Origin of the sequence: Bacillus cereus group sp. MG4 (assembly GCF_040460055.1) — a bacterium.
GTDB classification, from domain to species: Bacteria; Bacillota; Bacilli; order Bacillales; family Bacillaceae_G; genus Bacillus_A; species Bacillus_A wiedmannii.
The window spans coordinates 171,644-194,433 of the sequence record NZ_JARVGZ010000001.1 but is presented as its reverse complement, the minus strand read 5'-3'; the positions used below and the strand labels follow the sequence as shown (position 1 = coordinate 194,433).

The window sequence follows — 22,790 nt, the reverse complement described above, 5'->3', positions numbered from 1 at the left end:
TAGTTTTAATAATATGAAAATACTGCTTACACCGTTCCTATACAAAATAAAAAAGGTATACATATCTGTAATGATACATACACCTTTTTATGTTACATCTCCTCAGGAGCCTCTACCCCTAGTAAACGCAATCCCTCTTTTAATACAACTGTCACAGCATAAACTAATGCCAGTCTACTGTCTTTCTCTTCGCTCTCTTCCAATATACGAACATTGCCGTAGTATTTATTAAACGATTGTGCTACATCTAATACGTATTTCGAAATGATTGATGGCTCATTTTTGTTGAAGGCTACTTCAATTACTTGTGGGAACTTATTCAGTAATTTTACGACGCTCCAGCTATGATCATCTTTTAATGCAAACGTACACGTTTCAAATTCTACACTTTCTTTTCTTAAAATAGAGCACGCACGTGCATGTGTGTACTGTACGTACGGTCCTGTTTCACCTTCAAATTTCAGCATATTTTCTAATGAGAATTCAATATTATGCATACGCTCGTTTTTTAAATCGTGGAAGATAACTGCGCCAACACCGACTTGCTTTGCTACTTCTTCTTTCTGTTTTAAGTTTGGGTTTTTCTCTTCAATATTTTGTTTTGCAAGGTCTATTGCTTCCTCAAGTACTTCTTCAAGTAAAATAACTCTTCCTTTACGTGTCGACATTTTCTTACCGTCTTTTAAAATGAACCCAAATGGTACATGTTCCATTCCATCAACCCAAGTAAAGCCTAGCTTTTTTAATACAGTGAAAAATTGATTGAAGTGTAAACTTTGTTCTGGGCCAACAACATAAAGTGCTTTATCAAATGCATATGTGTTTTGGCGATATAACGCTGCCGTTAAGTCACGTGTTGCGTAAATCGTCGCACCATCTGATTTTCTAATTAAGCAAGGCGGCATTCCCTCTTCTTCTAAATTTACGACTAACGCGCCTTCTGACTCTTCAAGCAAATCATGTTCTTCTAAAATCCCAATAAAATCTTCCATTAAATTATTATAAAAAGCTTCTCCTTGAAAATTAGTAAATTCAACACCGAGAAGTTCATAAATACGAGAAAATTCTTTTAATGATTCGTGACGGAACCAATTCCACAGCTCAACTGCTTCTTCATCACCTTCTTCTAATTTCTTAAACCAAGCGCGCCCTTCTTCTTCTAGTGCTTCGTCGTCTTTTACCTCTTCATGGAATTGAACATATAACTTAAATAGCTCACGTATTGGATCCTCTTTAACTACTGCTTCATTTCCCCATTTTTTATAGGCGGTAATTAACTTTCCAAACTGTGTTCCCCAATCTCCAATATAATTAATTCCTACAACTTCATAACCACATTTTTCAGCGATATGTTTCAGTGAATTTCCAATCATTGTAGAACGTAAATGCCCCATAGAAAAAGGTTTCGCGATATTCGGAGAGGAATAGTCGATAACTACAGTCTTTTCACATCCAAAGTGACTTTGACCGTACTCTTCTTTCTCCGCTAAAATCATTTTTAATACTGCATCACTTACAGTTTCACGATTAAAAAATACATTTACGTAAGGACCAACAGCCTCTACTTTCGTAAAAAATGGATCACTTAATTTCTCCGCAACTTCCTTTGCGATAATAGCTGGTGATTTTTTATATTGTTTCGCAAGTGAAAAACATGGAAATGCTACATCTCCAAATTCATCTTGTTTCGGCGTTTCAATTAAACCTAAAATTTGGTTTTGCGTTAATTCATTCGTGAAAATATTAGATAAACTTTCCGCAAACTGCGTTTTATAATCCATACTACAACCTCCTTAATTTTTAAAACACAAAAAACTCGTCTCTAAAAAGAGACGAGTTTGAACCCGTGGTACCACCCTTGTTGTTCATTACGAACCACTTTCCCGTTTATAACGAGGACAGGGGGCCTCGGCTTACTCTACTATTCGTTCAAGAAGCATCTCCGAAGTGCGCTTCATCTTTTTCTTCCGCACTAGGCTCACACCATCCCTAGCTCGCTTTCCTTCTAAAAAAGACTACTCTCTTCATCACCGACAGTATATTTAATTAATTATTGCTTATTATACATCTTTTCAAACAATTAGCAAGGGTCAATTACACCAAAGTGAAACTTAGCACTTTTTCTTTTGTATACGAGAAAATTATGTTTTTCAAATCTAGAACTACGAAAATGATCTTTCAGAACGACACGCTTTCTCGCCACACGCTTCGCTTCCGCAATTGTTTCGTCAGTAATATCATGATACAAAGCGAAGTGTTTTAATCCTTTTATTCCATCTGATTCTATAACAGTTTCTTCAAACATTGGATCAAGGTACACGACATCATAACTATTATCTTCACATTGTTTTAAAAATGAGTAATGCTCCGTTTGCTTCACATCGATTCGTTGCATTGCCTCATCAATTTCAGAAACAGTTGGAGACCATGTTTTTAAACCATTTTCCATAATATAAGCCATATACTCATTGCCTTCAAGTCCCATTACTTTTCCGCTTTCACCAACAATATAACTAGCTACAATACTATCTGATGCCATACCGAGCGTACAATCTAATACTGTCATTCCGCTCTCTAATTGCGCGGCTTGTACAAACGGATCGTGTTCTCCGCGCATTAACCTTTTCACACGAAACATCGCTGAGTTTGGATGAAAGAAAAATGACTCTTCCGTTCCTCTCGGATAAATAGCTAATCGGTTTTTCCCTACAACAAGTACATCTTGTTCATACTGCTCATGTAGTTTATGTACTGGTATGTCATTACGTTTAACGAAAGAACGATTTAATTCTGCTGCTACCTTGTTTGCATAATCTGTCATTTCTTTGTTCGTTCTTCCTGCTGTTGTTACGATCATTGTTTCACCTCTATATAAAGAAAAGAGGGAGATTTACTCTCCCCCTTCTTTAGCAATTCTTTTCAAAAGCTTGTTCTAAGTTCGTAATAATTTCGTCCATAGTTGCACCTTCAATTTCATGACGGTGAATGAAGTGAACAACTTCTTTTCCTTTTAATAATGCCATAGATGGTGAAGATGGAGGAATTTCTCCGAAGTATTCACGCATTTTTGCAGTAGCATCTTTATCTTGACCTGCGAATACAGTTACAAGATGATCAGGTTGTTTTTCAGCACGAACAACTGCTTGACCTGCTGATGGGCGTGCTAAACCAGCTGCACAACCACAAACAGAGTTTACAACTACTAAAGTTGTCCCTGCCGTGTTTTCCATAAATTCTGTTACAGCTTCTTCTGTAGTTAATTCTTCAAATCCAGAACGCACTAATTCTTGGCGCATTGGAATTACCATTTGGCGCATGTATTCTTCATAAGCATTTGACATCTTGTAATCTCTCCTTCAACTTTCATTCCAAATTCATCATATCACGCTCTATTACTAGGTGCAAAAGAAAGATAACGATGATTTCATTTTTTTGTAGGAATTTCACAAACCCCACCACGGCAATGTCCAACTGGGACAAGTTTTCTATTGTTAGCGATATAATCGTATACTTTAATTCCAAATCCAAGTACGATAGATAGTTTTATAAAAGGCACGGCAAACCAGTAAGATGGAACAGCCTTTGCTAATACATGTATGCTATGAATCCCGTCATACCACTTATTATTTTTTAAAATATACAATCTTTGTTCCATCTTGCTTTGTAGTTCTTGAGAGAGTTCATACTTCTCAACTACATCTTCATCTCGAAATGAAACAAATTTCATCTTACCCTTTTTATCTAATTTTTTCGTACGTTCTGCAACCGCCGTACACATCGGGCACCAACTATCATAGAAAACAATCATACATTATTCTCCTTTACGAGACTCCGTCATTTGTTTCCATACAGAACCTTTTGCTTCTTCTCCGCCTTCAATACGCTCTAATGCTAGACGCGCTTGCATCGCTACTTCAAACTCTGGATCATCCTGCGCTGCTTTTAATGCCGGAATCGCACTTTCATCTCCAAGTTCAAATAAGAACATCGCTGCACGCCAGCGTACTAATTTACTTGAATCTTTCAGAGATTTAATCATAACGAACATCGCTGCTGGATCACCTACGTCAGATAGGCAATCGCCCGCTGTACGGCGAACACTTACCGAACGATCTAATAACGCTTTATATAATAACGGCAATACTCCATCACCTTTTACCATACCTAAATACGCTGTTGCTAAACGGCGAATCGAAACTTTTTCATCATCTAACGCCATCTGCAACACTAGCATATCTTCTTCAGTAGGATCCATTTGTTCTAATGCCGCAAAACGGTTTTTCCAGTCAGCATCTTTCATCATCTCTTCTGTTACTTTATATGGCTCACGCTTTTGAATCGTTACTTCAACAGCACCTGCCTGGTTTAATAATTCTTTAACTGTTTCATTTACACGTTCTTCTGAATAAGCAGCAACAATCTCTTCCACTACTTCTTTCCCGATTTCTTCAAAGTTACCGTAACGTGTACTTTGTTCCACCCATTTACGTTCTTTTACAACGTTTGGTGCAGACATTTGAACTTTCATAATTGATTCTTTAAAACGATCTGGTAAACCAACACGTTCTTCCGTCGTCCCATCTGTTAACTTTACTTGCATTGGAATTGTAAAGAACATTTGAACAAACACTTTCACTTCTCCAAAATGAGCAAGTTGTTGTTCTTCACTCTCTTCTACTACCTCTTCGCCGAAAACAGCACGAACCTGTTGTAATAAAACTTTCCAATCAAACTTTGCATTTCGCTCTACTGCTAAAAAGTCGGCTACATGATATACACCTTTAATGCCTTCAATTTTCAAAATTTCTTGCACTTGCATTGGTGCTTGTTCTTTATTTTCATTTGTATAATTATTACGCGCTCCTGATGGTAATACTTCATTCAAAATAACTTTCATTGTATTTGGACTTGGCGTCGGTTCAATTGCTTTAATCTTCACGTAAAAAACTCTCCTTTATTGCATGTTCTTAGCTGTATTGTAACATGTTCCACCTCTCTAAACCTACTCGGATGCTTTATCTTGCTGATTTCTTTCCATCATCATACTTTTTCATTCTTTCTCTTTCCACCTAATTCCCCCAAACCATTGTTTAAAGTCCCCTCTTATTGTGATGCGCCCTCCCGCCTTCTCTCCAAAAATGTAATGCTCTCTATCACAACTTCAGTTCTATATATTCTCTTCCCCTGATCATCCTCGTAATTACTCGTATGAATACGTCCGGTAATTCCAACAAGTGACCCTTTCGTACAATATTCAGTTACATTCTCAGCCGATTTTCTCCATACGAGACAATTAATAAAATCTACTTGTTGCTCACCTAAACTATTTCGAAAACCCCTATTTACCGCAACACATACTCGTGCATAAGCGACGCCTTGCTTTGTGTAGTATAATTCTGGCTCCTTCGTCAATCTACCGATTAATACAACTCGATTCATCATAAGTTATACCACCTCACATATTTTTCTTCATTGTAAAGAAAAATGTATGCAGGGTAAAAAGCGTAAAATAATATATTTTAAAGTAAAAAATATTATTTTATATGCTATAAAAGAAAAAAAGAAACCTTACATATATTAAACATGTAAGGTTTCAAAATTTATACTTCACTACAGGAAATGTAATATCCACCGCGAGCCATCTTTATTTCAACGCGGTACATTACATTTTCTAAGTAAAAAGTAATCGGTTTAACTTTACTCTCAAAATTCAATTGTTCCTGACATTCAACCGCATACCTTTCGATAGTGGAAATAATAACTTGTGATGATGGATACGTTAAAGCATCTTCTAGTTCTATGAAAAAACTTTTAGAAAATAGTTTTTTCATAATCCCTTTCTTCTCTTTCATCACATTCCATCCCCCTTTAACTCAAGTTATCAACATCCACATTATACCATATCATCAATTTATCTTTAAAAATAAAAAAATCCTGCATTTTTCATGCAGGATTTTTTTATTAGTCATTTTTCGTAAAGTAAGAAACGAAACGAAGAATTTCTAAGTATAACCAAACTAATGTAAGCATTAGTCCCATTGCAGTGTACCACTCCATATATTTCGGAGCTTGACTACGTACACCATTTTCGATTAAATCGAAATCTAGTAATAAGTTTAATGCAGCAACTACGATAACAACTGCACTAATAATAATACCGATTGTACCGCCTTGGTGAATGTACGGAACAGTTACACCAAACATGTTTAATAGAAATACGACTAAATACATAACCATAATTCCAAGTGTTGCTGCCATCACGCCTGTACGGAATTTATCCGTTACCTTTACTACACGTGTTGCATATAACACTAACATTGCAAATAGAATTGAGATTGTTAGTAATACAGCATTTAAAACGATAGAATCGCCAAACTTCATTGTATAAACCGCTGAAATACTACCTAATACAACCCCTTCTACCGCTGCATAGATTGGTGCACCAAAAGGTGAAATACGTGGGAAGAACATAGACGCAAATGCGATGATTGCCGCAACGATTAAAGCACCAATTAGTACTGGCATCTTCATCGTCCCCTGCATCATTTGTATGTATGAATAGACAGACGTTGCAAGTAGCAAGATAAGCATAATAAACGTTTTGCCTACTGTTCCGCCAATCGTCATCGCAGAAGCGCTTGCTCCCTCTTTACGGAATGCCTCTTTTTTCAACATTGGATTAGATGTTCTCATTTTTTCCCTCCTAAAATAGGTTCTACCAATAGTGTAAAGTTTTTCTCTTTACTTTTCAATATATGCAGCTTGTTTTTATTTTAATCCTTCAACGATGTCTGATAGCTCACTCCATCTTTCCATCGTTTTTTCTAGTTCTTCTTCTGTTTTCTGCTGTGCTTCAGATAATTCTTGTGCCTTTGTGAAGTCAGATCCAACTTTCGCAAGTTCTTCTCCAATTGACTCAATTTTCTCTTCTAGTTCGGCAATTGTATCTTCAATTGTTTCCCATTCACGCTGCTCATTGTATGAAAGTTTACGTTTACGTTGTTGTTTCGGAGCTTCTTCTACTACTTTTTTCTCTTTTTGAACTTCCGCCTTCTCAATAAGTTCTTTCGTCTTTTCCATTTCTAAAAAGTCCGTATAACTACCTAGGAATTCACGCACTTCGCCTCCGCCACTAAAGATGAACAATTCATCTACTACTTTATCTAAGAAGTAACGGTCATGCGATACAGTTAAAACGACACCTGGGAAATCTTCTAAATAATCTTCCAGTACTGTTAATGTTTGTGTATCTAGATCATTCGTAGGTTCATCCAATAATAGTACGTTTGGTTCTCCCATTAAAATACGTAATAAATATAAACGTCTTCTTTCACCACCAGATAGTTTACCAAGCGGTGTACCATGTGAGTGCGTCGGGAATAAGAAACGTTCTAGCATTTGAGATGCACCAATTACTTTTCCGTCTGTCGTATGAATAACTTCTGCAATCTCTTTAATGTATTCAATCATACGCTGATTTAAATTCATCTCTTCATTTTCTTGCGTATAATAAGCAACTTTTACAGTTTGTCCTACTTCAACTTCACCACTATCAGGAGCTAACTTGCCTGCAAGCATATTTAATAAAGAAGATTTCCCACTTCCATTCGCTCCAATAATTCCGATACGATCTCCTGGTTTCACAATATGATTAAAGTTGTGTAATACCGTTTTATCACCGAATTTTTTCGTTACATCTTTTAACTCAAGTACTTTTTTCCCAAGGCGACTCCCGCTAAGCGCAATATCAACTGACTGTTTTGCAGCTGGTCCTTCTTGACCTTTTAGCTCATCAAATCGTTGAATACGTGCTTTTTGCTTTGTCGAACGAGCTTTTGCACCACGGCGAATCCATGCTAGTTCGCGGCGATATAAGTTTTGACGTTTTGATTCTTGCGCAATTTCTTGTTCTTCACGAAGTGCTTTCGCTTCTAAAAATGTACTATAGTTTCCTTCGTAACTATATAGTTTACCATTGTCTAATTCAAAAATGCGGTTTGTCACACGATCTAAGAAATAACGATCATGGGTTACAAGTAATACCGCACCAGTATATCTTGCTAAATATTCTTCCAACCATTCAACTGTCTCATGGTCAAGATGGTTCGTAGGCTCATCCAAAATTAATAAATCAGGTGTTTCAATAAAACATTGCGCCATTGCAATACGCTTTTTTTGTCCACCAGATAGGTTTCCAACAGTTGCTGTAAAATCAGTAATTCCCAATTTAGTTAATAACGATTTTGCATTCGCATTTGCTTCCCATGCACTCATCGCATCCATACGTTGCTGCACTGCAAATAATTGTTCCTGTACTTTTTCATTACTTGGATCTTTTTCGATATTTAATAACGATTGTTCATAATCACGAAGAAGACGAATTAAAGGTGTATCACCATGGAACACTTGCTCTAATACTGTTAGTTTTTCATCAAACTCTGGTTGCTGTGATAAATAACTAATTGTATAACCACGTGAATGCGTCATATCACCTGTATCAGGAGTTTCTAACCCTGCAATAATTTTTAATAATGTCGATTTACCAGTACCGTTTACACCAATAATTCCGACACGTTGTCCTTCTGTAATACTACATGATAATCCATCAAATAACGGTTTTTCTCCGTATGATTTCGATAAGTTTTCCATAGTTAACATTTTCATATTTGTGCATTCCACTCTTTCATAAATTGTTCAATAAACTGTTCCATATAACGATGACGAACTTCAGCCTCTTGTTTTGCTGCGTTCGTGTTCATTAAGTCTTTTAGTTTTAAAAGTTTTTCATAGAAATGATTTAAAGATGGATCGTTATTTTTTCTATATTCATCTTTCGTCATCACTTCACGCGGAGGAATAGTTGGATCATACATTAATCTCCCTTTCGCTCCACCATACGCAAATGTGCGAGCTATTCCAATTGCTCCAAGAGCGTCTAAGCGATCCGCATCTTGAACAAGCTTCCCTTCAAGTGAATCCACTTTACCGCCATGACCACCTTTATAAGACATATTGGCGATAATATGAAGAACATGTTTACTTTCCTCTTCTTCAACATGTAACTCTTCTAACCAATCAGAAACTTTTTTCATTCCTGCTTCTTCACTTTCATTTAACTTCTCATCTGCCACATCGTGAAGTAATGCTGCCATTTCAATTATAAAACGATTTCCCCCTTCTTGCTCGGATAAAGAAATCGCCAGTTTATGTACGCGTTCAATATGATACCAATCATGCCCACTCGCATCTTTTTCTAAAATATGTTTTACAAAAGTAATTGTTTTTTGAATCTTTTCTTGTTTTGTCATTTTATCTTCACCCAGTTACTTATTGTAACACGCCCGCATTTTTTCATCACATATTTTCTTGTCCGTCCATACACTGGGTGGTAGGCATCATCATGAAGGAGGAATAAATATGTTCTATAATAATCAACCGCCTTATCCACAACAACCATTTTACCCTCAGCAACAGGACCAAAGATACACAGAACAATATGAAGAACAAGAGCAACAATATGAACAAAATCCATACGCAACACCACAAAATCAAGAAGCTGAATATCAACAAAATCCATATGTAGCACGACAAAATCAAGAACAACAATATCAACAAAACTCATACGACATACGTCCTAATTATGAATATCCTCAAAACCCATATGCAGCACCGCAAAATCAAGAAGCTGAATATCAACAAAATCCATATGTAGCACCACAAAATCAAGAACAACAATATCAACAAAATCCATACGTAACTCAGCCACAACAACCGCAATACCAACAACAAATGTACCAGCCAAACTACGATGCACGTGTCTCACCGCCTAAACCACCAACAATTGATCCGACACAACCACAAATTTTACCCCCTGGACCAACATTTGATATTACACAACCGCAAATCTTACCGCCTGGACCAATTACAGAACCAACACAACAACAAATTCAACAAGTTGTCGGTACACAGTTTTTACCTTTAAAGAAACCTGTACTAGATTTCGTAAAACCTTGGGTAGATTACGGTTTAAATGAAGCAAAACATACATCACACAAACACGCTTTAACAGAAGTTGCTGCGATTATGTTTTTAGTTGGGAAAGGATTCAACCCGACGATTGCACATTATATTGTGGAATCTTGGGAGAAGAATGAGCAGTTTTAGAGGTTTTTATTCTCACAAAACTATAAAAGTGTCACAAATGCCTATTTCATAAGCATTTGTGACACTTTTTGTTTGTTATGTTAAATTTCATTTCAATACTGAATTACTGCAGTTACCTTTTCCTTCTAGGACCTACAATTAATTTAATCGCCGTTCTTTCTTGATCATTAATAGTAACCTCTTGAAATGCTGGAACAAAGGCCAAATCAATACCACTTGGAGCAACAAATCCTCTTGCGATTGCAATTGCTTTTATCGCTTGATTTATAGAACCTGCCCCAATCGCTTGAATTTCCACATTGCCACTTGTTCTTAGTACACCAGCTATTGCACCTGCTACTGAATTTGGTTTTGATTTTGAAGATACTTTTAATATATTTTCCATGTAAGTTGCTCCCTCTATTATTTAATCGCTCTTTTGTTACGGTTTAAAATATTTCAACGTATCTTTTACTACTATTCACACCAAAAGCAAATAATGCTACATATGTACATTCATTCGATACTTTTCGTCTTCTTCCTGCTCCACTACGTAAATAAAGTCCAAGGACTATAAACCCTAATATACAAACATTTAAAACACAGGGATTCACTTAAACGATTACATCATTGAAACTGAGGATACTGGTTTTGTTTTTGCAGGTTTAATTACAATTTAAATAGCACTCCTGCTACATTTCAAGAATTCCCCCACCAAATAATTAACCTTTGTGTCTTCAAAAACTGTTACAGCTATTATTCTATTACTATATTTCTTCATTTAAGTACTTTATATCCCAAATCTATCACCCTATATATAAGACAAGCATAAACTATTATAAGTATAAATTTTATTAATAATAGGAGGTAATATATTGGGTTCATACTATCATTCTTCAAACTCAAATAAACAATGTTCATGCAAATCTTCTTCCAGTTCATATAAAAAATGTTCATGCGACCATTCACATAAAAAAAGCTGTCCAGCATACGGCACTTTTTGGCAAACTGAGTTTATAACTGTTCCTTTCGGAGATCCTTTTCCATTTAATCACGTTGGCCCTATAGCAGGCGGAGTTTCCTTACTAAATCCTACTACTATACAATTTAGTCAAGCTGGTGATTATAGAGTTTCTTTCATTTCAACGATTAACACTACTTCAAACCCTGTCTTTCCACATATTCCAGTCATGACTATATTTTTAAATAATAATCCACTTGCTAATAGTCAAGGTGATTTCGCTTTCCAAATGAATACTTCATCAAATAACGAATGTCTTCAACTAGCTGGCGAAACGATTGTTACAGTGACAGCTAATTCCACTCTTCAACTGAAAAATAATAGTGGTTTTAATCGTCAAAGTATTGCAACTTGTGATAATGGTATTAATTCAGTTGAATTAACAGTTATAAAACTAAGTTAATAATCCTCTACACATTCAGATGCTATTTCAGCATCTTTTTTTATTGAATAATGCTCTTTAGATTCATATAATCAAACATAAATTCCATTGTACGTTTCTGTTAATCTAATAAACATGAAAAAAGCACCGAACTCTTCTACTACAAAAGTTCGGTACTTTTTATATTAAAAACTTCTCATTCTTTCTTACTTCTCCACATAAACCGACTTAACAATTGTACGATTATACGGTTGTCCTTCGTTATTCGTCCCTTTTATATCCATCGTAACGTTATATACTCCTGGTTGCTTTATGTCCTTCAAAGCACCAGTAAACGTATTGTTATTACCCTTTTGTAATTCATTGTATTCAGAGACTAGTTTCCCTTCTTTATTAACTACTCTTACTGTTATAGAAAGATCCCCTTTCATTTCAGGTGCCACAGGTGATTTTTTCAGTTTATACTCAGATTTATTCACTTTAACTTTTGTAGGCATTTGAAGAACAAATGGTGCACCACTATTGAAATCGCTTACAATTAGAAATGCATCTTTCGACTGCTTCGCCATCATTTTAACTTTCCATTCTCCTACATCCATTTTATCAAATTTAAATGTTCTAATTGTCGCACCACCAAAGAAAGATTCACCTTCACCAGTAGTAATAACGCTATCCTTATTTGTATACATTTTTCCTTCTGGAGATATCATTTGTACTTCTACATCAGAAGACGCTGTTAAGATAGAAACTATTCCTTCAGCTTTTTTATCAACCGTAACGGTTTGCTCTATCCACTGATTTTGTGGCAATTCTCCTCCTAAAATGTTTTGATTTGAAGTTGTATTTAGTTGTTCTATATTTTCATCTGAACTAGTGCTGGATGCTACTAAAGCTGGTACAGCTACATTTGATGTACGTAAATATGGTTCAATTCGAGAGAAAACAGCAGATCCCTTTCGTATATTATCATGATCAAATCTGGAATCTGTAAATAAATGCGTTCCATATGGCAGCTTAGCACTCCACTCATTTACTAGTCCATCATTTGAACCGTATGATGACAAATATAACCCGCCCATAGATAGCGCAGAAAATACTGGTCCCCAGCTAGTCCCAGTAGCCGTATAGTAACGGTTTAATTTAGCTGCTGGATTATTATCAATCGTTGAACGAAATTTTGCCATTTCGCCCATTTGTAATGAGTACGTACCATCATCTTTTTGACCTAATATAGAAGCCAGCCATCCTGCCCACCAACTATATGATAAGTCCGCTAAATTTGAGCCATGATGTGGCGTCGCAAGCGTAATAACATTTCCTACAAATCGATTTGCACCATATCCTACTAATGCAGCCTGTGTATCGATACCGCCTTTACTATGTGCTACAATATTAACTTTTTTACCGAAGTGATTATATATTTCTTCTAATTTTTGTGCTAACAATTTTCCGTTGTCCCACTGACTAGCTGACCCTTTCCCAGCAGCATCATATAATTGTATAAATACTGTTTGATAACCTGCTTTTAAAGCATAGTCATACATATCATTTATATCGTGATACACTGTCTTTCCATACCAACTATCAGCATTCCCATTCCTTCCTTGCACAAAGAGAATTGGAGGCTTATTTTCATCATAATTAGCAGGCTTTTGCCCTAAAAACCATTCTCCAGGTGTAAAGACTTCTTTATCTGGAAATCCCGTTTTAATTTCTTTTACTTCCTCCGCCTCTACCTTCGTACTAACAGCCATCGGAGTCATAATAAAAAATGCGAGAAGTAATAACATACACCTTTTCAAAATCCTCATTAACATTCCCCCTTTTTTGAAAGGAAGCACTATTTTTACTCTAGTTATTTTTGCAGGTGAAATAAATAGTAACTGTCCTTTCTTATGAAACGTTATTCTCTCAACATGTATTCATTCCTTTTCCTATTCAGCTCATTAAAAATTTCTCAACATATTTCTAGCTAAAAAAGCTGCGTATAAAAGGTCTATTTCATAACCTTTTATACGCAGCTTCTTTCTTATAAATCAATGATATACTCATCATCATATTTATCGTATTGGAGCCCTGATCCTATTTTTGATTCCGTAACTTGATCTCTTAAAAACGGTGCAGTTTCCATTTTGCTAGTTGCAATTTCAATTCCATATTTTTTCGTTAAATGGGCTAATTCTATTAAAAACCACTCTCTTCGTAATGTAACTGGAATATCAAATGTTCTTCTTTTCATATATAATAGCACCTCTTTAATTTCATAACTTAATGAACATCATTACATGCACGTGTGAAAACTACCTTTCATCACTAACATCCAATGAAACATTATAGGATATGCATGTCCATTTTAAACGTGCTATTGCAAAACAATATTTTAGTTTACATAATCATATTATGTAAGAGTAGAAGAGAAAGGTATATCCCTTCCCTTCTATTCTAGAAATTTAAATTAAGAACATCTTGGTACACCTAAAGCTAAGAATAAACCTGCTACTCCCGCAGTAATCGGTACTTTTAACGTAATAACATCGTCTACTTTCGTTACTAAAAAGAAAGCATTACCTTCTTGTAATATACAAGTTACCAATAATTGAAATTCCATTTAAACCCCCTCCTTTCAATCGATATATTATACTTTATGAATTCAATTTAAAAATGAAATAGGAAATATATCTATTTTTCCTTATATATAAAATAAATGTTTATAAGTCTATTAAAAATACTAATTTTCTAAATTTATATAAATCGTGTAATATCCAATAAGTTCCTATATAATCAATAGTGAAAATCTTACAAATGGAGGTATAAAAATGGCGATTTTGAGTAATATTGGTGCAGCTTTATTTTTTATTGCTTTTATTCTTTTAATACTATGTATCATTTCATTCTTTAAGAAAAATGGAAAAGCAAAACAATATGGTCGTCCTACTGTTATTCTTTTTATGATTTCAATTCTCTTAATAGGAATGGGCACTACAAAATCTGAACACCCAGTCATCAATTTTTTTGCTACTTTAAGTTTAATTTTATTTATTTTTTTCCTTATTCTAGCAATCTTATCCGTAATTAAAAAGACAGGTGTTGCAAAAAAACAATTTATTATCACTGCTATTTTATTTGTTATTTTTGGTGTGCTATCAAGTATTTCAAACCCTACTTCTGAAAAAACGACAGCAACTAGTAAAAAAGTTGCTTCTAACACTACAGAACGCAAAGATAGCGACAAAAAAGAACTAGAAAAAAAAGAAGCGGACGAAAAAACTCAAAAACAAGAAAATGAGAAGCTTCAAGCCGAGGAACAAGCTCGCAAACAAGAGGATGAAAAACGCCAAGCCGAAGAGCAAACTCGCAAACAACAAGAAGAGCAAAAACGTCTAGCTGATGAACAAGTTCGTAAACAACAAGAAGAGCAAAAACGTCTAGCTGATGAACAGGATCGTAAACAACAAGAAGAACAAAAACGTCAGGCTGATGAGCAAGCTCGTAAACAACAAGAAGAACAAAAACGTCAGGCTGATGAGCAAGCTCGTAAACAACAAGAGGAACAAAAACGCCAGGCTGATGAACAAGCTCGTAAACAACAAGAAGAGCAAAAACGTCAGGCTGATGAGCAAGCTCGTAAACAACAAGAGGAACAGAAAAAAGCACAGCAAGCTCAAACACAACCTGCTGTAAGTAACAATAGTAATGTAACTTACGCAAATTGTGCCGCAGTTAGAAGTGCTGGGAAAGCGCCTTTATATAGAGACCAACCAGGTTATAGTTCTAAACTTGATCGTGATGGTGATGGAGTCGCATGTGAAAAATAGTAATAAAAAAAGAAGCTTCTAGTAAGCTTCTTTTTTATTACATAGTATTGCAACTACTTACCTCCCCTCCCTCTTCCTTTTATAAAACTCATTTTATTATTCTCAAATCAGACACATAATAAGTGATTTCAATCACCACATTGTTTTTCATTTATCGCTATTCTTAATTTAGATATTACATTTAAACTTTATGGAGGCATTCATATGGAACATATATTTACTGAAACTTCAATTGTTGGTGAGATTGTTACACAATTTCCGAAAGCTAGTGATCTTTTTAAATCTTATAGAATAGATTTTTGTTGTGGTGGTAATAAGCCGCTTATTGATGCAATTCATGAAAGAAATTTACCGGCTTCTGAAGTAATTACAAAGTTAAATACACTTTATCATAATACGAAACGATTAAATGAATCTGAAATTGATTGGAAAAATGCTTCTTATCGTGAATTGATTGATTATGTAATTAATAAGCATCATCGTTATTTAAATGAAGAGTTACCGCAGTTAAGTCCATATGTGACGAAAGTATTACGTGTTCATGGAGTAAATCAGCCTCATTTAGCTCAAATTCATAAGCTATTTCATGAACTTAAAATGGAATTAGAACAGCATTTAATTAAAGAAGAAACGGAAGATTTTCCATTAATTTTAGAATTTGAACAAAATCCAACTGATGAAAACTATGAAAAGTTAAGCAAGGTAGTAGATGAGTTGGAAAATGAACATAGCCACGCCGGAAATATTATAAAAGAACTTCGTAAAGTGACAAATGACTTTACTCCTCCAGAAGGAGCTTGCGGCACTTATCGACTTGTTTATCAACGCCTTGAAGCGCTAGAGTCTGATTTATTTGAGCATATTCATTTAGAAAATAATATTTTATTTCCACGTGCCATTACGAGAGCATAAATCAAGTGCAGGACATGAGTATACATACTTATGTCCTGCTTTTTCATTTTGCGAAAAATATCCACGCCCCCTCACACAAATCCGAATTTTAACAATTTGTGAATCATTATAAAAGTGTGATAAATATCACATCTCCCCCTTTTTTGATTTTCTATAATAGAAATATAATCCTTTGTTCAACATTTCACATAAAAAGGGGAAACGAAAATGAAAAAACGTTTAGTGATGATCGGAAATGGTATGGCTGGCATACGCTGTATGGAAGAAATATTAAAACATGATAGTGATTCATATGAGATTACTATTTTTGGAGATGAACCGCATCCAAACTACAACCGTATTATGCTCTCTCATGTTTTACAAGGCAAAACAAATATGCAAGATATCATTATGAATGAATATAGTTGGTACGATGAAAACGAAATAACTTTGTATACAAACGAAAGAGTTCAAAGTATTAACCGAGAAGAAAAAATTATTACTACAGAAAAAAATCGTACTCTTACATATGACAAGCTCATTATAGCAACAGGTTCTAGTGCTTTTATTTTACCTGTTGAAGGTTCCACACTTCCTGGTGTAACAGGATTTCGAACTATTGAAGATACACAATTTATGATAGATACCGCTAAAGAAAAGAAAAAGGCCGTTGTCATTGGTGGAGGGTTACTCGGTTTAGAAGCCGCAAGAGGTCTAATTGACTTAGGAATGGACGTACATGTTGTTCATTTAATGCCTAGCTTAATGGAGCAACAACTAGATACGAAAGCAGCTTCTCTATTGCGTGAAGATTTAGAAGCACAAGGCATGAAGTTTTTAATGGAAAAGAAAACTGTAAAAATTCTTGGTACAGACTATGTTGAGGGCATTCAATTTGAAGATGGTGAAGTTGTAGATTGTGATTTAATCGTAATGGCTGTCGGAATACGACCAAATACGAAAATAGCAAGAGATGCTGGTCTTATTGTCAATCGAGGCATTGTAGTCAATGACTATATGCTTACAAATGATGAATCCATTTATGCAGTTGGCGAATGTGCAGAACATGATGGTATCGCATATGGACTTGTTGCCCCTCTTTATGAACAAGGCGCAATATTAGCAAAACATATAACGAATTTACAAACTGATGGATATACGGGCAGTATCGTCGGTACGCAATTAAAAGTTGCTGGTTGTGATTTATTCTCTGCTGGCCAAATATATGAAGATGATCAAACAAAAGCAATATCAATCTTTGATGAATGTAAACGTTCCTATAAAAAAGTATTGATTCGCGACAATAAAGTCGTTGGTATCGTTTTATATGGTGACACAGCTGATGGTACACGTCTCTTTAGCATGTTAAAGAAAGAAGAAGATATACAAGAATATACAGCCGCTTCCCTTCTTCACAAAGCTGGTGAAGAAAGTGAACTTGACGTTGCTACAATGAGTGCAGATGACACGATTTGTGGATGTAATGGTGTTACGAAAGGTACAATCGTTCATGCCATTTTAGAGCAAGAGTTAACTACTTTTGAAGAAGTAAAAGGCTGTACGAAAGCCGCAGGGTCTTGTGGTAAATGTCGTCCGCTTGTCGAACAAGTTTTATCACATACACTTGGAGATGCTTTTGATGCTTCTGCGCAGTCTGCTGGTATGTGTGGATGTACACCTTTATCCCGTGATGAAGTCGTAGCGGCGATTCATGAGAAAGGCTTAAAATCACCAAAAGAAGTACGAAATGTTCTTGGTTTTGCACATGAAGACGGCTGTTCAAAATGTCGCCCTGCTTTAAATTACTACTTACGGATGGCGATTCCAGAAGAATATGAAGATGATAAATCATCTCGTTTCGTTAATGAAAGAATGAATGGTAACATTCAGCACGATGGTACATTCTCTGTTATTCCACGTATGTACGGTGGTGTTACAACCGCAGACGATTTAATGAAAATTGCTGAAGTTGCGAAAAAATATGATGTTCCTCTTGTGAAAATTACAGGTGCGAGCCGAATTGGCTTATATGGTGTGAAAAAACAAGATTTACCTAACGTATGGGCTGACTTACATATGACTTCGGGGTATGCGTATTCAAAATCGCTTCGTAATGTAAAATCATGTGTTGGTTCTCGCTTCTGCCGTTTCGGTACGAAAGATTCATTAGGACTTGGAATGCTCCTTGAACAATCATTAGAAATGGTAGATACACCCCATAAAATGAAGATGGGTGTAACGGGTTGTCCGCGTAACTGTGCGGAAGTACTGACGAAAGATTTTGGCGTTGTTTGTGTCGAAAATGGATACCAACTTTATATTGGTGGAAATGGTGGTACAGAAGTACGCGAAGCTGATTTTGTAATGATCGTCCCTACTGAAGATGATGTCCTTCGCATCGCTACAGCTTACATGCAATATTATCGTGAAACTGGTATTTACGGAGAGCGTACTGCCTACTGGACAGAACGTTTAGGCTTCGATCACATAAAAGAAATACTACAAGATGCAAGTATGGTGACTACGCTAAATGAACGCTTCCAAACAGCTCGTAGCACATATACGGAAGCATGGGGACAAGCACTAGAAACGAAGTCATTAAAAGCGATGTATGAAGTAGAAACTGTGAAATAAGGAGCTGTGATCTATATGATACAAACGAAAGACAAAATAAAAGTTATGCGTGCAGAAGACCTTCCTATACAAATCGGTAAAGAGGTGCAAATGAAAGGTATGTCTATCGCCCTATTCCGCCTTTCAAATGGAGATATTCGAGCTGTAGAAAATCGTTGTCCTCATAAAAACGGACCATTAGCAGAAGGAATTGTATCTGGAGAATTCGTCTTTTGTCCACTGCATGATTGGAAAATTTCACTAATAACAGGTGAAGTTCAAAAACCTGATGACGGCTGTATCCAAACATACGAAGTAGAAGTTATTGATGGGGATATTTACATATACATGTAATTTAAAAAAGGAAGCCTTCCCCTGGCTTCCTTTCACATAAAAATAGACGAGGTGCGAATATGAACGGATATGTATATTTAGTTGGTGCAGGACCAGGTGATGAAGGACTTATTACAAAGAAAGCGATAGATTGTTTAAAGCGTGCAGATATCGTTTTATATGACCGTTTATTAAACCCTTTCTTTCTTAGTTATACAAAAGAAACATGTGAACTTATTTATTGCGGAAAAATGCCAAAGAATCATACTATGCGACAAGAAATGATTAACGCACACCTCCTTCAATTTGCGAAAGAAGGAAAAACTGTTGTCCGCTTAAAAGGCGGAGATCCATCTATTTTTGGCCGTGTTGGTGAAGAAGCAGAAACTTTAGTAGCAGCGAACATTCCATATGAAATTGTACCAGGCATTACATCTAGCATCGCCGCTAGTAGCTATGCAGGTATCCCCCTCACCCACCGCAACTACAGTAATAGCGTCACATTACTAACTGGACATGCAAAAGGCCCTTTAACCGATCATGGAAAATATAATTCATCCCACAATAGCGACACAATTGCCTACTACATGGGTATAAAAAACTTACCTACAATTTGCGAAAGCTTACTACAAGCAGGGAAAAAAGACGATACGCCAGTAGCAGTCATTGAATGGGGTACAACTGGAAAACAGCGCGTTGTCACAGGAACTCTTTCAAGCATTGTTTCTATCGTCAAAAACGAAAATATTTCTAATCCATCAATGACAATTGTTGGTGATGTCGTTTCCTTACGTAATCAAATCGCTTGGAAAGAACGTAAACCATTACATGGTAAAAAAGTTTTATTTGCATCTGCAACAAATAAAATAAGTTTAGCGAAACAAAAGTTACAAGAAGCCGGTGCAGAAATATATCAAATTCCTACTTTCAAAAAGGCAGAATACACATTAACACTTGAACAAATCAATGAAATTTTTAACGTTGATCGTCTTGTTTTTTGTTCATCTGAAAGTGTAGAAATATTGATGCGATCATGTAGTAAACACCAGAAAGATATTCGTTCCTTACATGCGACACTGCAGTATATGAACGTTGCCACTCAAGAAAAACTTATGCAATATGGGCTACTAAGTAAACAAGCAGAATTCTCTTCCGATACTACTGTTTATTTAGGCAGAAATATTAACCGAATTGCTTTTATTCAAGAAAAAATTGGTGCGGGTTCTTATATGATGACTCATGAATATACAATTGACCATCGCTTCGATGAAATTCACTCTCGTATGCTTTCTGAATTCTCATGGGATAGCATTGTATTTGAAGGACGTGCTTCTATTGATACGCTTCTAGCAGAAATAAAACGTCTTGGCTTTATCGATATTCTTACTCTCCCATTCTCCTACACTGATATTCCAACTTTACACTATGCAAATAAAGTCGGATTTCATAATGTAGATCAGCAATTACAAGAAATTATTATGAAGAAAGACATGGTGGGACAATGAAAGGAATTGTATATGTTGGACACGGTAGTCGCCTGCAAGAAGGTAATGAACAATTCATTCACTTTATTCAATCTGTTATGAAAGAACGTAACGAACAGATTCAAAAAATAGCTTTCCTAGAACTAACGACACCTACCATTCAAGATGCAGTTACAGAAACGATACTAGAGGGCGCAACTGAAATAATGATTGTACCTGTTTTATTATTTGCAGCAGCTCACTATAAACGTGATATTCCTTTTGAAATAGAGCAACTAAAAAAGAAATATCCACAAATAACATTTTCAGTTGTACCACCCTTTAGTACACATCCACATATGGTGGAACTTGTAGTAAAAAGAATACGTGCAACTATGCCAATGCAAGATAGTAGTATTTTACTCGTAGGAAGAGGTAGCAGTGATCCACAGCCGATACATGAGTTACAACAAATCGGAGCAGCGGTCGAACGAAAACTCGGTATGCCAGTATCGTGCTCCTTTTTAACGAAAGGAGCGCCCTCTTTTACTGCTGAGCTCAAGGCTATAACATCGACTGCCTCCCATGTTTATGTCATGCCGTACCTTCTCTTTACCGGATTGTTGCTTCAAAAAATTAAGTTGCATACAAAAAAATATGATCACATTACGACTTGTAATTGCCTGCAGTTTGATACATATATGAAATTAACATTATTAGAACGAATGGAGGAATGTGTGTATGTATAACATGTACCCTCTTATGTTTAATCTGCAAAATAAAGTGGTCGTTATTATTGGTGGAGGTAAAATCGCATATCGAAAAGCGTCTGGATTAAAAGATACAGGCGCTTTCATCACCGTTGTCAGCCCAGAAATTTGCAAGGCAATGAAAGAACTTCCTTATATTACTTGGAAGCAAAAAACTTTTAGTAATGATGATATTAAAGATGCTCATCTTATTTATGCAGCTACAAATCAACATGCAATAAATATGACGGTCAAACAGGCCGCCCATGATTTCCAGTGGGTTAACGTCGTAAGTGATGGTACAAAATCATCGTTTCACACACCTGGTGTCATCCGACATGATGAATATGTTGTCACTATTTCAACTTCAGGTAAAGATCCATCGTTTACGAAGCGTTTGAAGCAGGAACTAACATCTATATTTCCTAAATTTATAAAAAAACTTTCTCGTACTCACAAATAATAATCTATTTCTTAGCTAAAATAGTAATTACCTTTGGACAAACGTTTTTTAGAAACGTTTGTCCTTTTTGTTTTGGTTCCTTTTTTGAAATTCCACAGGTAATCTGCGCAGAAAATGAATGGTGTTGGCAACTTGTAAACAAGTAAATTTTATGACAAGTACAACATTACGAGCAACTCGTTCAATTCAGTTTTTATATTGGGTATTCATTCAACCAAATTAGCGCTTGTTCATAATCATCAAAAAATCTCACAGATTCTTTCGTATTGGATTGTTGCAAATAATTTAGTATCTCTCCTTCTTCTAGAAGAAATGCAATTGCTTTACTATGATTCAAAATGGTTTCATTGAAGAACTTATCTTTCCATACTTTTTGAACAGAAAAATGATTTGGCGTGTATCCTTTTCTATCTACCAATAATTTGTATTTCCGTCCCTCGGAAATAAATTGCTGACAAACCTGCTCAAAGCTATTAAACCATTCATACACATCGTCTGTTTTAATCTGGCCAATTAGATGGGTAACAATCAAATCTCCTGAAACATTTGTGCTAATATTCTGTTTACTCAACTTAGAATCATCCCCCTTAGTTACAATTATGCGGAAAAACCGCATAAAATCAATAAAGATAAAATTCTTACTTGACACTCCCACCCCATCGCTATCAACCTAAGCTCATGTAACGTCAATTATAAGCGAGATTGTGTCTTTTTTCGCAACTCTATATGTAGATGATTTAAAGATTTGCATACAAAATAACCCCTACCCCTAATGAGGTTCCTTTTTTGAATTAAGCCGCTTGATTATCAGACATGGTACCTTTGGAAACGACACCCAATATATGAAAGACTGTTTTCTTCTCATATCGATGGGATTTCCGTCCATCATTTACCGCCTTAAATCTATTCGTTTTGCA

The 22,790-nt window shown here is 35.7% G+C and carries 24 protein-coding genes and 1 other annotated feature; of the genes, 9 read left to right on the top strand and 15 right to left on the bottom strand.

Annotation, left to right across the window (positions count from 1 at the left end):
- Window positions 1–92: 92 nt before the first annotated feature.
- The 10 genes from argS to QCI41_RS01025 all read right to left on the bottom strand — a co-directional run bounded on the left by argS (window position 93) and on the right by QCI41_RS01025 (window position 9,308).
- Window positions 93–1,781 carry an arginine--tRNA ligase gene (gene argS / locus QCI41_RS01070; protein WP_353838655.1) on the bottom strand — a complete coding sequence of 563 codons (1,689 nt, stop codon included), beginning with the start codon at window positions 1,779–1,781 and terminating at the stop codon, window positions 93–95.
- Between the two features lie 44 nt (window positions 1,782–1,825).
- Window positions 1,826–2,040: a binding site (T-box leader), on the bottom strand.
- A 40-nt stretch (window positions 2,041–2,080) separates the two neighbouring features.
- On the bottom strand, window positions 2,081–2,857 hold the full coding sequence (locus QCI41_RS01065; protein ID WP_353838656.1) for a class I SAM-dependent methyltransferase: 777 nt from the start codon (window positions 2,855–2,857) through the stop codon (window positions 2,081–2,083).
- Window positions 2,858–2,906: 49 nt separating this feature from the next.
- On the bottom strand, window positions 2,907–3,341 hold the full coding sequence (locus QCI41_RS01060) for a BrxA/BrxB family bacilliredoxin (RefSeq protein ID WP_000063705.1): 435 nt from the start codon (window positions 3,339–3,341) through the stop codon (window positions 2,907–2,909).
- A gap of 83 nt (window positions 3,342–3,424) precedes the next feature.
- Window positions 3,425–3,808 (bottom strand): thiol-disulfide oxidoreductase DCC family protein, encoded by a 384-nt coding sequence (locus tag QCI41_RS01055; RefSeq protein ID WP_353838657.1) that lies wholly within the window; start codon window positions 3,806–3,808, stop codon window positions 3,425–3,427.
- Between the two features lie 3 nt (window positions 3,809–3,811).
- Complete coding sequence (locus QCI41_RS01050; protein WP_048560522.1) at window positions 3,812–4,939, bottom strand: conserved virulence factor C family protein; 1,128 nt, start codon at window positions 4,937–4,939, stop codon at window positions 3,812–3,814.
- A 164-nt stretch (window positions 4,940–5,103) separates the two neighbouring features.
- Entirely contained in the window at window positions 5,104–5,442 is a 339-nt protein-coding gene (locus tag QCI41_RS01045; RefSeq protein WP_000982025.1) for a single-stranded DNA-binding protein, read from the bottom strand.
- A 158-nt stretch (window positions 5,443–5,600) separates the two neighbouring features.
- Entirely contained in the window at window positions 5,601–5,855 is a 255-nt protein-coding gene (locus tag QCI41_RS01040; protein WP_353838658.1) for a DUF4318 domain-containing protein, read from the bottom strand.
- Window positions 5,856–5,961: 106 nt separating this feature from the next.
- Window positions 5,962–6,693, bottom strand: coding sequence for a Bax inhibitor-1/YccA family protein (locus tag QCI41_RS01035; RefSeq protein WP_001260655.1), 732 nt, complete (start codon window positions 6,691–6,693; stop codon window positions 5,962–5,964).
- Window positions 6,694–6,768: 75 nt separating this feature from the next.
- A complete protein-coding gene (locus tag QCI41_RS01030) occupies window positions 6,769–8,664 on the bottom strand; it encodes an ABC-F family ATP-binding cassette domain-containing protein (RefSeq protein ID WP_353838660.1) in 1,896 nt (631 codons plus the stop codon).
- The gene (locus QCI41_RS01025; protein WP_087982623.1) at window positions 8,661–9,308 is read right to left on the bottom strand and encodes an HD domain-containing protein; all 648 of its coding nucleotides are present in this window, start codon (window positions 9,306–9,308) and stop codon (window positions 8,661–8,663) included. The genes QCI41_RS01030 and QCI41_RS01025 overlap by 4 nt, the downstream gene beginning before the upstream one ends.
- Before the next feature lie 109 nt (window positions 9,309–9,417).
- Here QCI41_RS01025 and QCI41_RS01020 point away from each other — a divergent pair, with 109 nt between their 5' ends.
- Entirely contained in the window at window positions 9,418–10,164 is a 747-nt protein-coding gene (locus QCI41_RS01020) for a hypothetical protein (RefSeq protein ID WP_353838661.1), read from the top strand.
- 112 nt (window positions 10,165–10,276) lie between these two features.
- Here the strand turns inward: QCI41_RS01020 and spoVS are convergent, their stop codons facing one another.
- A complete protein-coding gene (spoVS, locus tag QCI41_RS01015; RefSeq protein WP_000427790.1) occupies window positions 10,277–10,549 on the bottom strand; it encodes a stage V sporulation protein SpoVS in 273 nt (90 codons plus the stop codon).
- Between the two features lie 469 nt (window positions 10,550–11,018).
- Here spoVS and QCI41_RS01010 point away from each other — a divergent pair, with 469 nt between their 5' ends.
- The gene (locus QCI41_RS01010) at window positions 11,019–11,567 is read left to right on the top strand and encodes a preprotein translocase (protein WP_097918182.1); all 549 of its coding nucleotides are present in this window, start codon (window positions 11,019–11,021) and stop codon (window positions 11,565–11,567) included.
- Between the two features lie 185 nt (window positions 11,568–11,752).
- Here the strand turns inward: QCI41_RS01010 and QCI41_RS01005 are convergent, their stop codons facing one another.
- From QCI41_RS01005 to exsG, 3 genes are all read right to left on the bottom strand, one after another.
- Entirely contained in the window at window positions 11,753–13,336 is a 1,584-nt protein-coding gene (locus QCI41_RS01005) for an esterase/lipase family protein (protein WP_483299072.1), read from the bottom strand.
- 239 nt (window positions 13,337–13,575) lie between these two features.
- Window positions 13,576–13,785, bottom strand: a complete 210-nt coding sequence (locus QCI41_RS01000) for a hypothetical protein (protein WP_353838665.1) — start codon at window positions 13,783–13,785, stop codon at window positions 13,576–13,578.
- A gap of 216 nt (window positions 13,786–14,001) precedes the next feature.
- On the bottom strand, window positions 14,002–14,154 hold the full coding sequence (gene exsG / locus QCI41_RS00995; protein ID WP_000395678.1) for an exosporium protein ExsG: 153 nt from the start codon (window positions 14,152–14,154) through the stop codon (window positions 14,002–14,004).
- Window positions 14,155–14,362: 208 nt separating this feature from the next.
- Here exsG and QCI41_RS00990 point away from each other — a divergent pair, with 208 nt between their 5' ends.
- The 7 genes from QCI41_RS00990 to QCI41_RS00960 all read left to right on the top strand — a co-directional run bounded on the left by QCI41_RS00990 (window position 14,363) and on the right by QCI41_RS00960 (window position 21,873).
- Entirely contained in the window at window positions 14,363–15,361 is a 999-nt protein-coding gene (locus QCI41_RS00990) for an excalibur calcium-binding domain-containing protein (protein WP_353838667.1), read from the top strand.
- 204 nt (window positions 15,362–15,565) lie between these two features.
- Window positions 15,566–16,273 carry an iron-sulfur cluster repair di-iron protein gene (gene ric / locus QCI41_RS00985; RefSeq protein ID WP_353838668.1) on the top strand — a complete coding sequence of 236 codons (708 nt, stop codon included), beginning with the start codon at window positions 15,566–15,568 and terminating at the stop codon, window positions 16,271–16,273.
- A 207-nt stretch (window positions 16,274–16,480) separates the two neighbouring features.
- Entirely contained in the window at window positions 16,481–18,886 is a 2,406-nt protein-coding gene (gene nirB, locus QCI41_RS00980; RefSeq protein WP_353838669.1) for an NADPH-nitrite reductase large subunit, read from the top strand.
- 15 nt (window positions 18,887–18,901) lie between these two features.
- Window positions 18,902–19,219 (top strand): nitrite reductase small subunit NirD, encoded by a 318-nt coding sequence (nirD, locus tag QCI41_RS00975; RefSeq protein WP_325806008.1) that lies wholly within the window; start codon window positions 18,902–18,904, stop codon window positions 19,217–19,219.
- A 59-nt stretch (window positions 19,220–19,278) separates the two neighbouring features.
- The gene (locus QCI41_RS00970; protein ID WP_353838671.1) at window positions 19,279–20,703 is read left to right on the top strand and encodes a uroporphyrin-III C-methyltransferase; all 1,425 of its coding nucleotides are present in this window, start codon (window positions 19,279–19,281) and stop codon (window positions 20,701–20,703) included.
- Window positions 20,700–21,410, top strand: a complete 711-nt coding sequence (locus QCI41_RS00965) for a sirohydrochlorin chelatase (RefSeq protein ID WP_353838672.1) — start codon at window positions 20,700–20,702, stop codon at window positions 21,408–21,410. The genes QCI41_RS00970 and QCI41_RS00965 overlap by 4 nt, the downstream gene beginning before the upstream one ends.
- Window positions 21,403–21,873, top strand: a complete 471-nt coding sequence (locus tag QCI41_RS00960; RefSeq protein ID WP_353838673.1) for a precorrin-2 dehydrogenase — start codon at window positions 21,403–21,405, stop codon at window positions 21,871–21,873. The genes QCI41_RS00965 and QCI41_RS00960 overlap by 8 nt, the downstream gene beginning before the upstream one ends.
- Window positions 21,874–22,066: 193 nt before the next feature.
- Here the strand turns inward: QCI41_RS00960 and QCI41_RS00955 are convergent, their stop codons facing one another.
- Window positions 22,067–22,489 (bottom strand): STAS/SEC14 domain-containing protein, encoded by a 423-nt coding sequence (locus tag QCI41_RS00955; RefSeq protein ID WP_353838889.1) that lies wholly within the window; start codon window positions 22,487–22,489, stop codon window positions 22,067–22,069.
- Between the last annotated feature and the right edge of the window lie 301 nt (window positions 22,490–22,790).

Excerpts from the sequence above, each read along its gene's own strand:
- QCI41_RS01045 (WP_000982025.1), bottom strand. The coding sequence starts at position 5,442 with ATGATGAATCGAGTTGTATTAATCGGTAGATTGACGAAGGAGCCAGAA.
- QCI41_RS00955 (WP_353838889.1), bottom strand. The coding sequence starts at position 22,489 with ATGCGGTTTTTCCGCATAATTGTAACTAAGGGGGATGATTCTAAGTTG.
- QCI41_RS01000 (WP_353838665.1), bottom strand. The coding sequence starts at position 13,785 with ATGAAAAGAAGAACATTTGATATTCCAGTTACATTACGAAGAGAGTGG.
- ric (WP_353838668.1), top strand. The coding sequence starts at position 15,566 with ATGGAACATATATTTACTGAAACTTCAATTGTTGGTGAGATTGTTACA.
- QCI41_RS01030 (WP_353838660.1), bottom strand. The coding sequence starts at position 8,664 with ATGAAAATGTTAACTATGGAAAACTTATCGAAATCATACGGAGAAAAA.
- nirB (WP_353838669.1), top strand. The coding sequence starts at position 16,481 with ATGAAAAAACGTTTAGTGATGATCGGAAATGGTATGGCTGGCATACGC.
- QCI41_RS01055 (WP_353838657.1), bottom strand. The coding sequence starts at position 3,808 with ATGATTGTTTTCTATGATAGTTGGTGCCCGATGTGTACGGCGGTTGCA.
- QCI41_RS00965 (WP_353838672.1), top strand. The coding sequence starts at position 20,700 with ATGAAAGGAATTGTATATGTTGGACACGGTAGTCGCCTGCAAGAAGGT.
- QCI41_RS00970 (WP_353838671.1), top strand. The coding sequence starts at position 19,279 with ATGAACGGATATGTATATTTAGTTGGTGCAGGACCAGGTGATGAAGGA.
- exsG (WP_000395678.1), bottom strand. The coding sequence starts at position 14,154 with ATGGAATTTCAATTATTGGTAACTTGTATATTACAAGAAGGTAATGCT.
- QCI41_RS01025 (WP_087982623.1), bottom strand. The coding sequence starts at position 9,308 with ATGACAAAACAAGAAAAGATTCAAAAAACAATTACTTTTGTAAAACAT.
- QCI41_RS00990 (WP_353838667.1), top strand. The coding sequence starts at position 14,363 with ATGGCGATTTTGAGTAATATTGGTGCAGCTTTATTTTTTATTGCTTTT.
- QCI41_RS01020 (WP_353838661.1), top strand. The coding sequence starts at position 9,418 with ATGTTCTATAATAATCAACCGCCTTATCCACAACAACCATTTTACCCT.
- QCI41_RS01035 (WP_001260655.1), bottom strand. The coding sequence starts at position 6,693 with ATGAGAACATCTAATCCAATGTTGAAAAAAGAGGCATTCCGTAAAGAG.
- QCI41_RS00960 (WP_353838673.1), top strand. The coding sequence starts at position 21,403 with ATGTATAACATGTACCCTCTTATGTTTAATCTGCAAAATAAAGTGGTC.
- QCI41_RS01005 (WP_483299072.1), bottom strand. The coding sequence starts at position 13,336 with ATGTTATTACTTCTCGCATTTTTTATTATGACTCCGATGGCTGTTAGT.
- QCI41_RS01065 (WP_353838656.1), bottom strand. The coding sequence starts at position 2,857 with ATGATCGTAACAACAGCAGGAAGAACGAACAAAGAAATGACAGATTAT.
- spoVS (WP_000427790.1), bottom strand. The coding sequence starts at position 10,549 with ATGGAAAATATATTAAAAGTATCTTCAAAATCAAAACCAAATTCAGTA.
- nirD (WP_325806008.1), top strand. The coding sequence starts at position 18,902 with ATGATACAAACGAAAGACAAAATAAAAGTTATGCGTGCAGAAGACCTT.
- QCI41_RS01060 (WP_000063705.1), bottom strand. The coding sequence starts at position 3,341 with ATGTCAAATGCTTATGAAGAATACATGCGCCAAATGGTAATTCCAATG.
- argS (WP_353838655.1), bottom strand. The coding sequence starts at position 1,781 with ATGGATTATAAAACGCAGTTTGCGGAAAGTTTATCTAATATTTTCACG.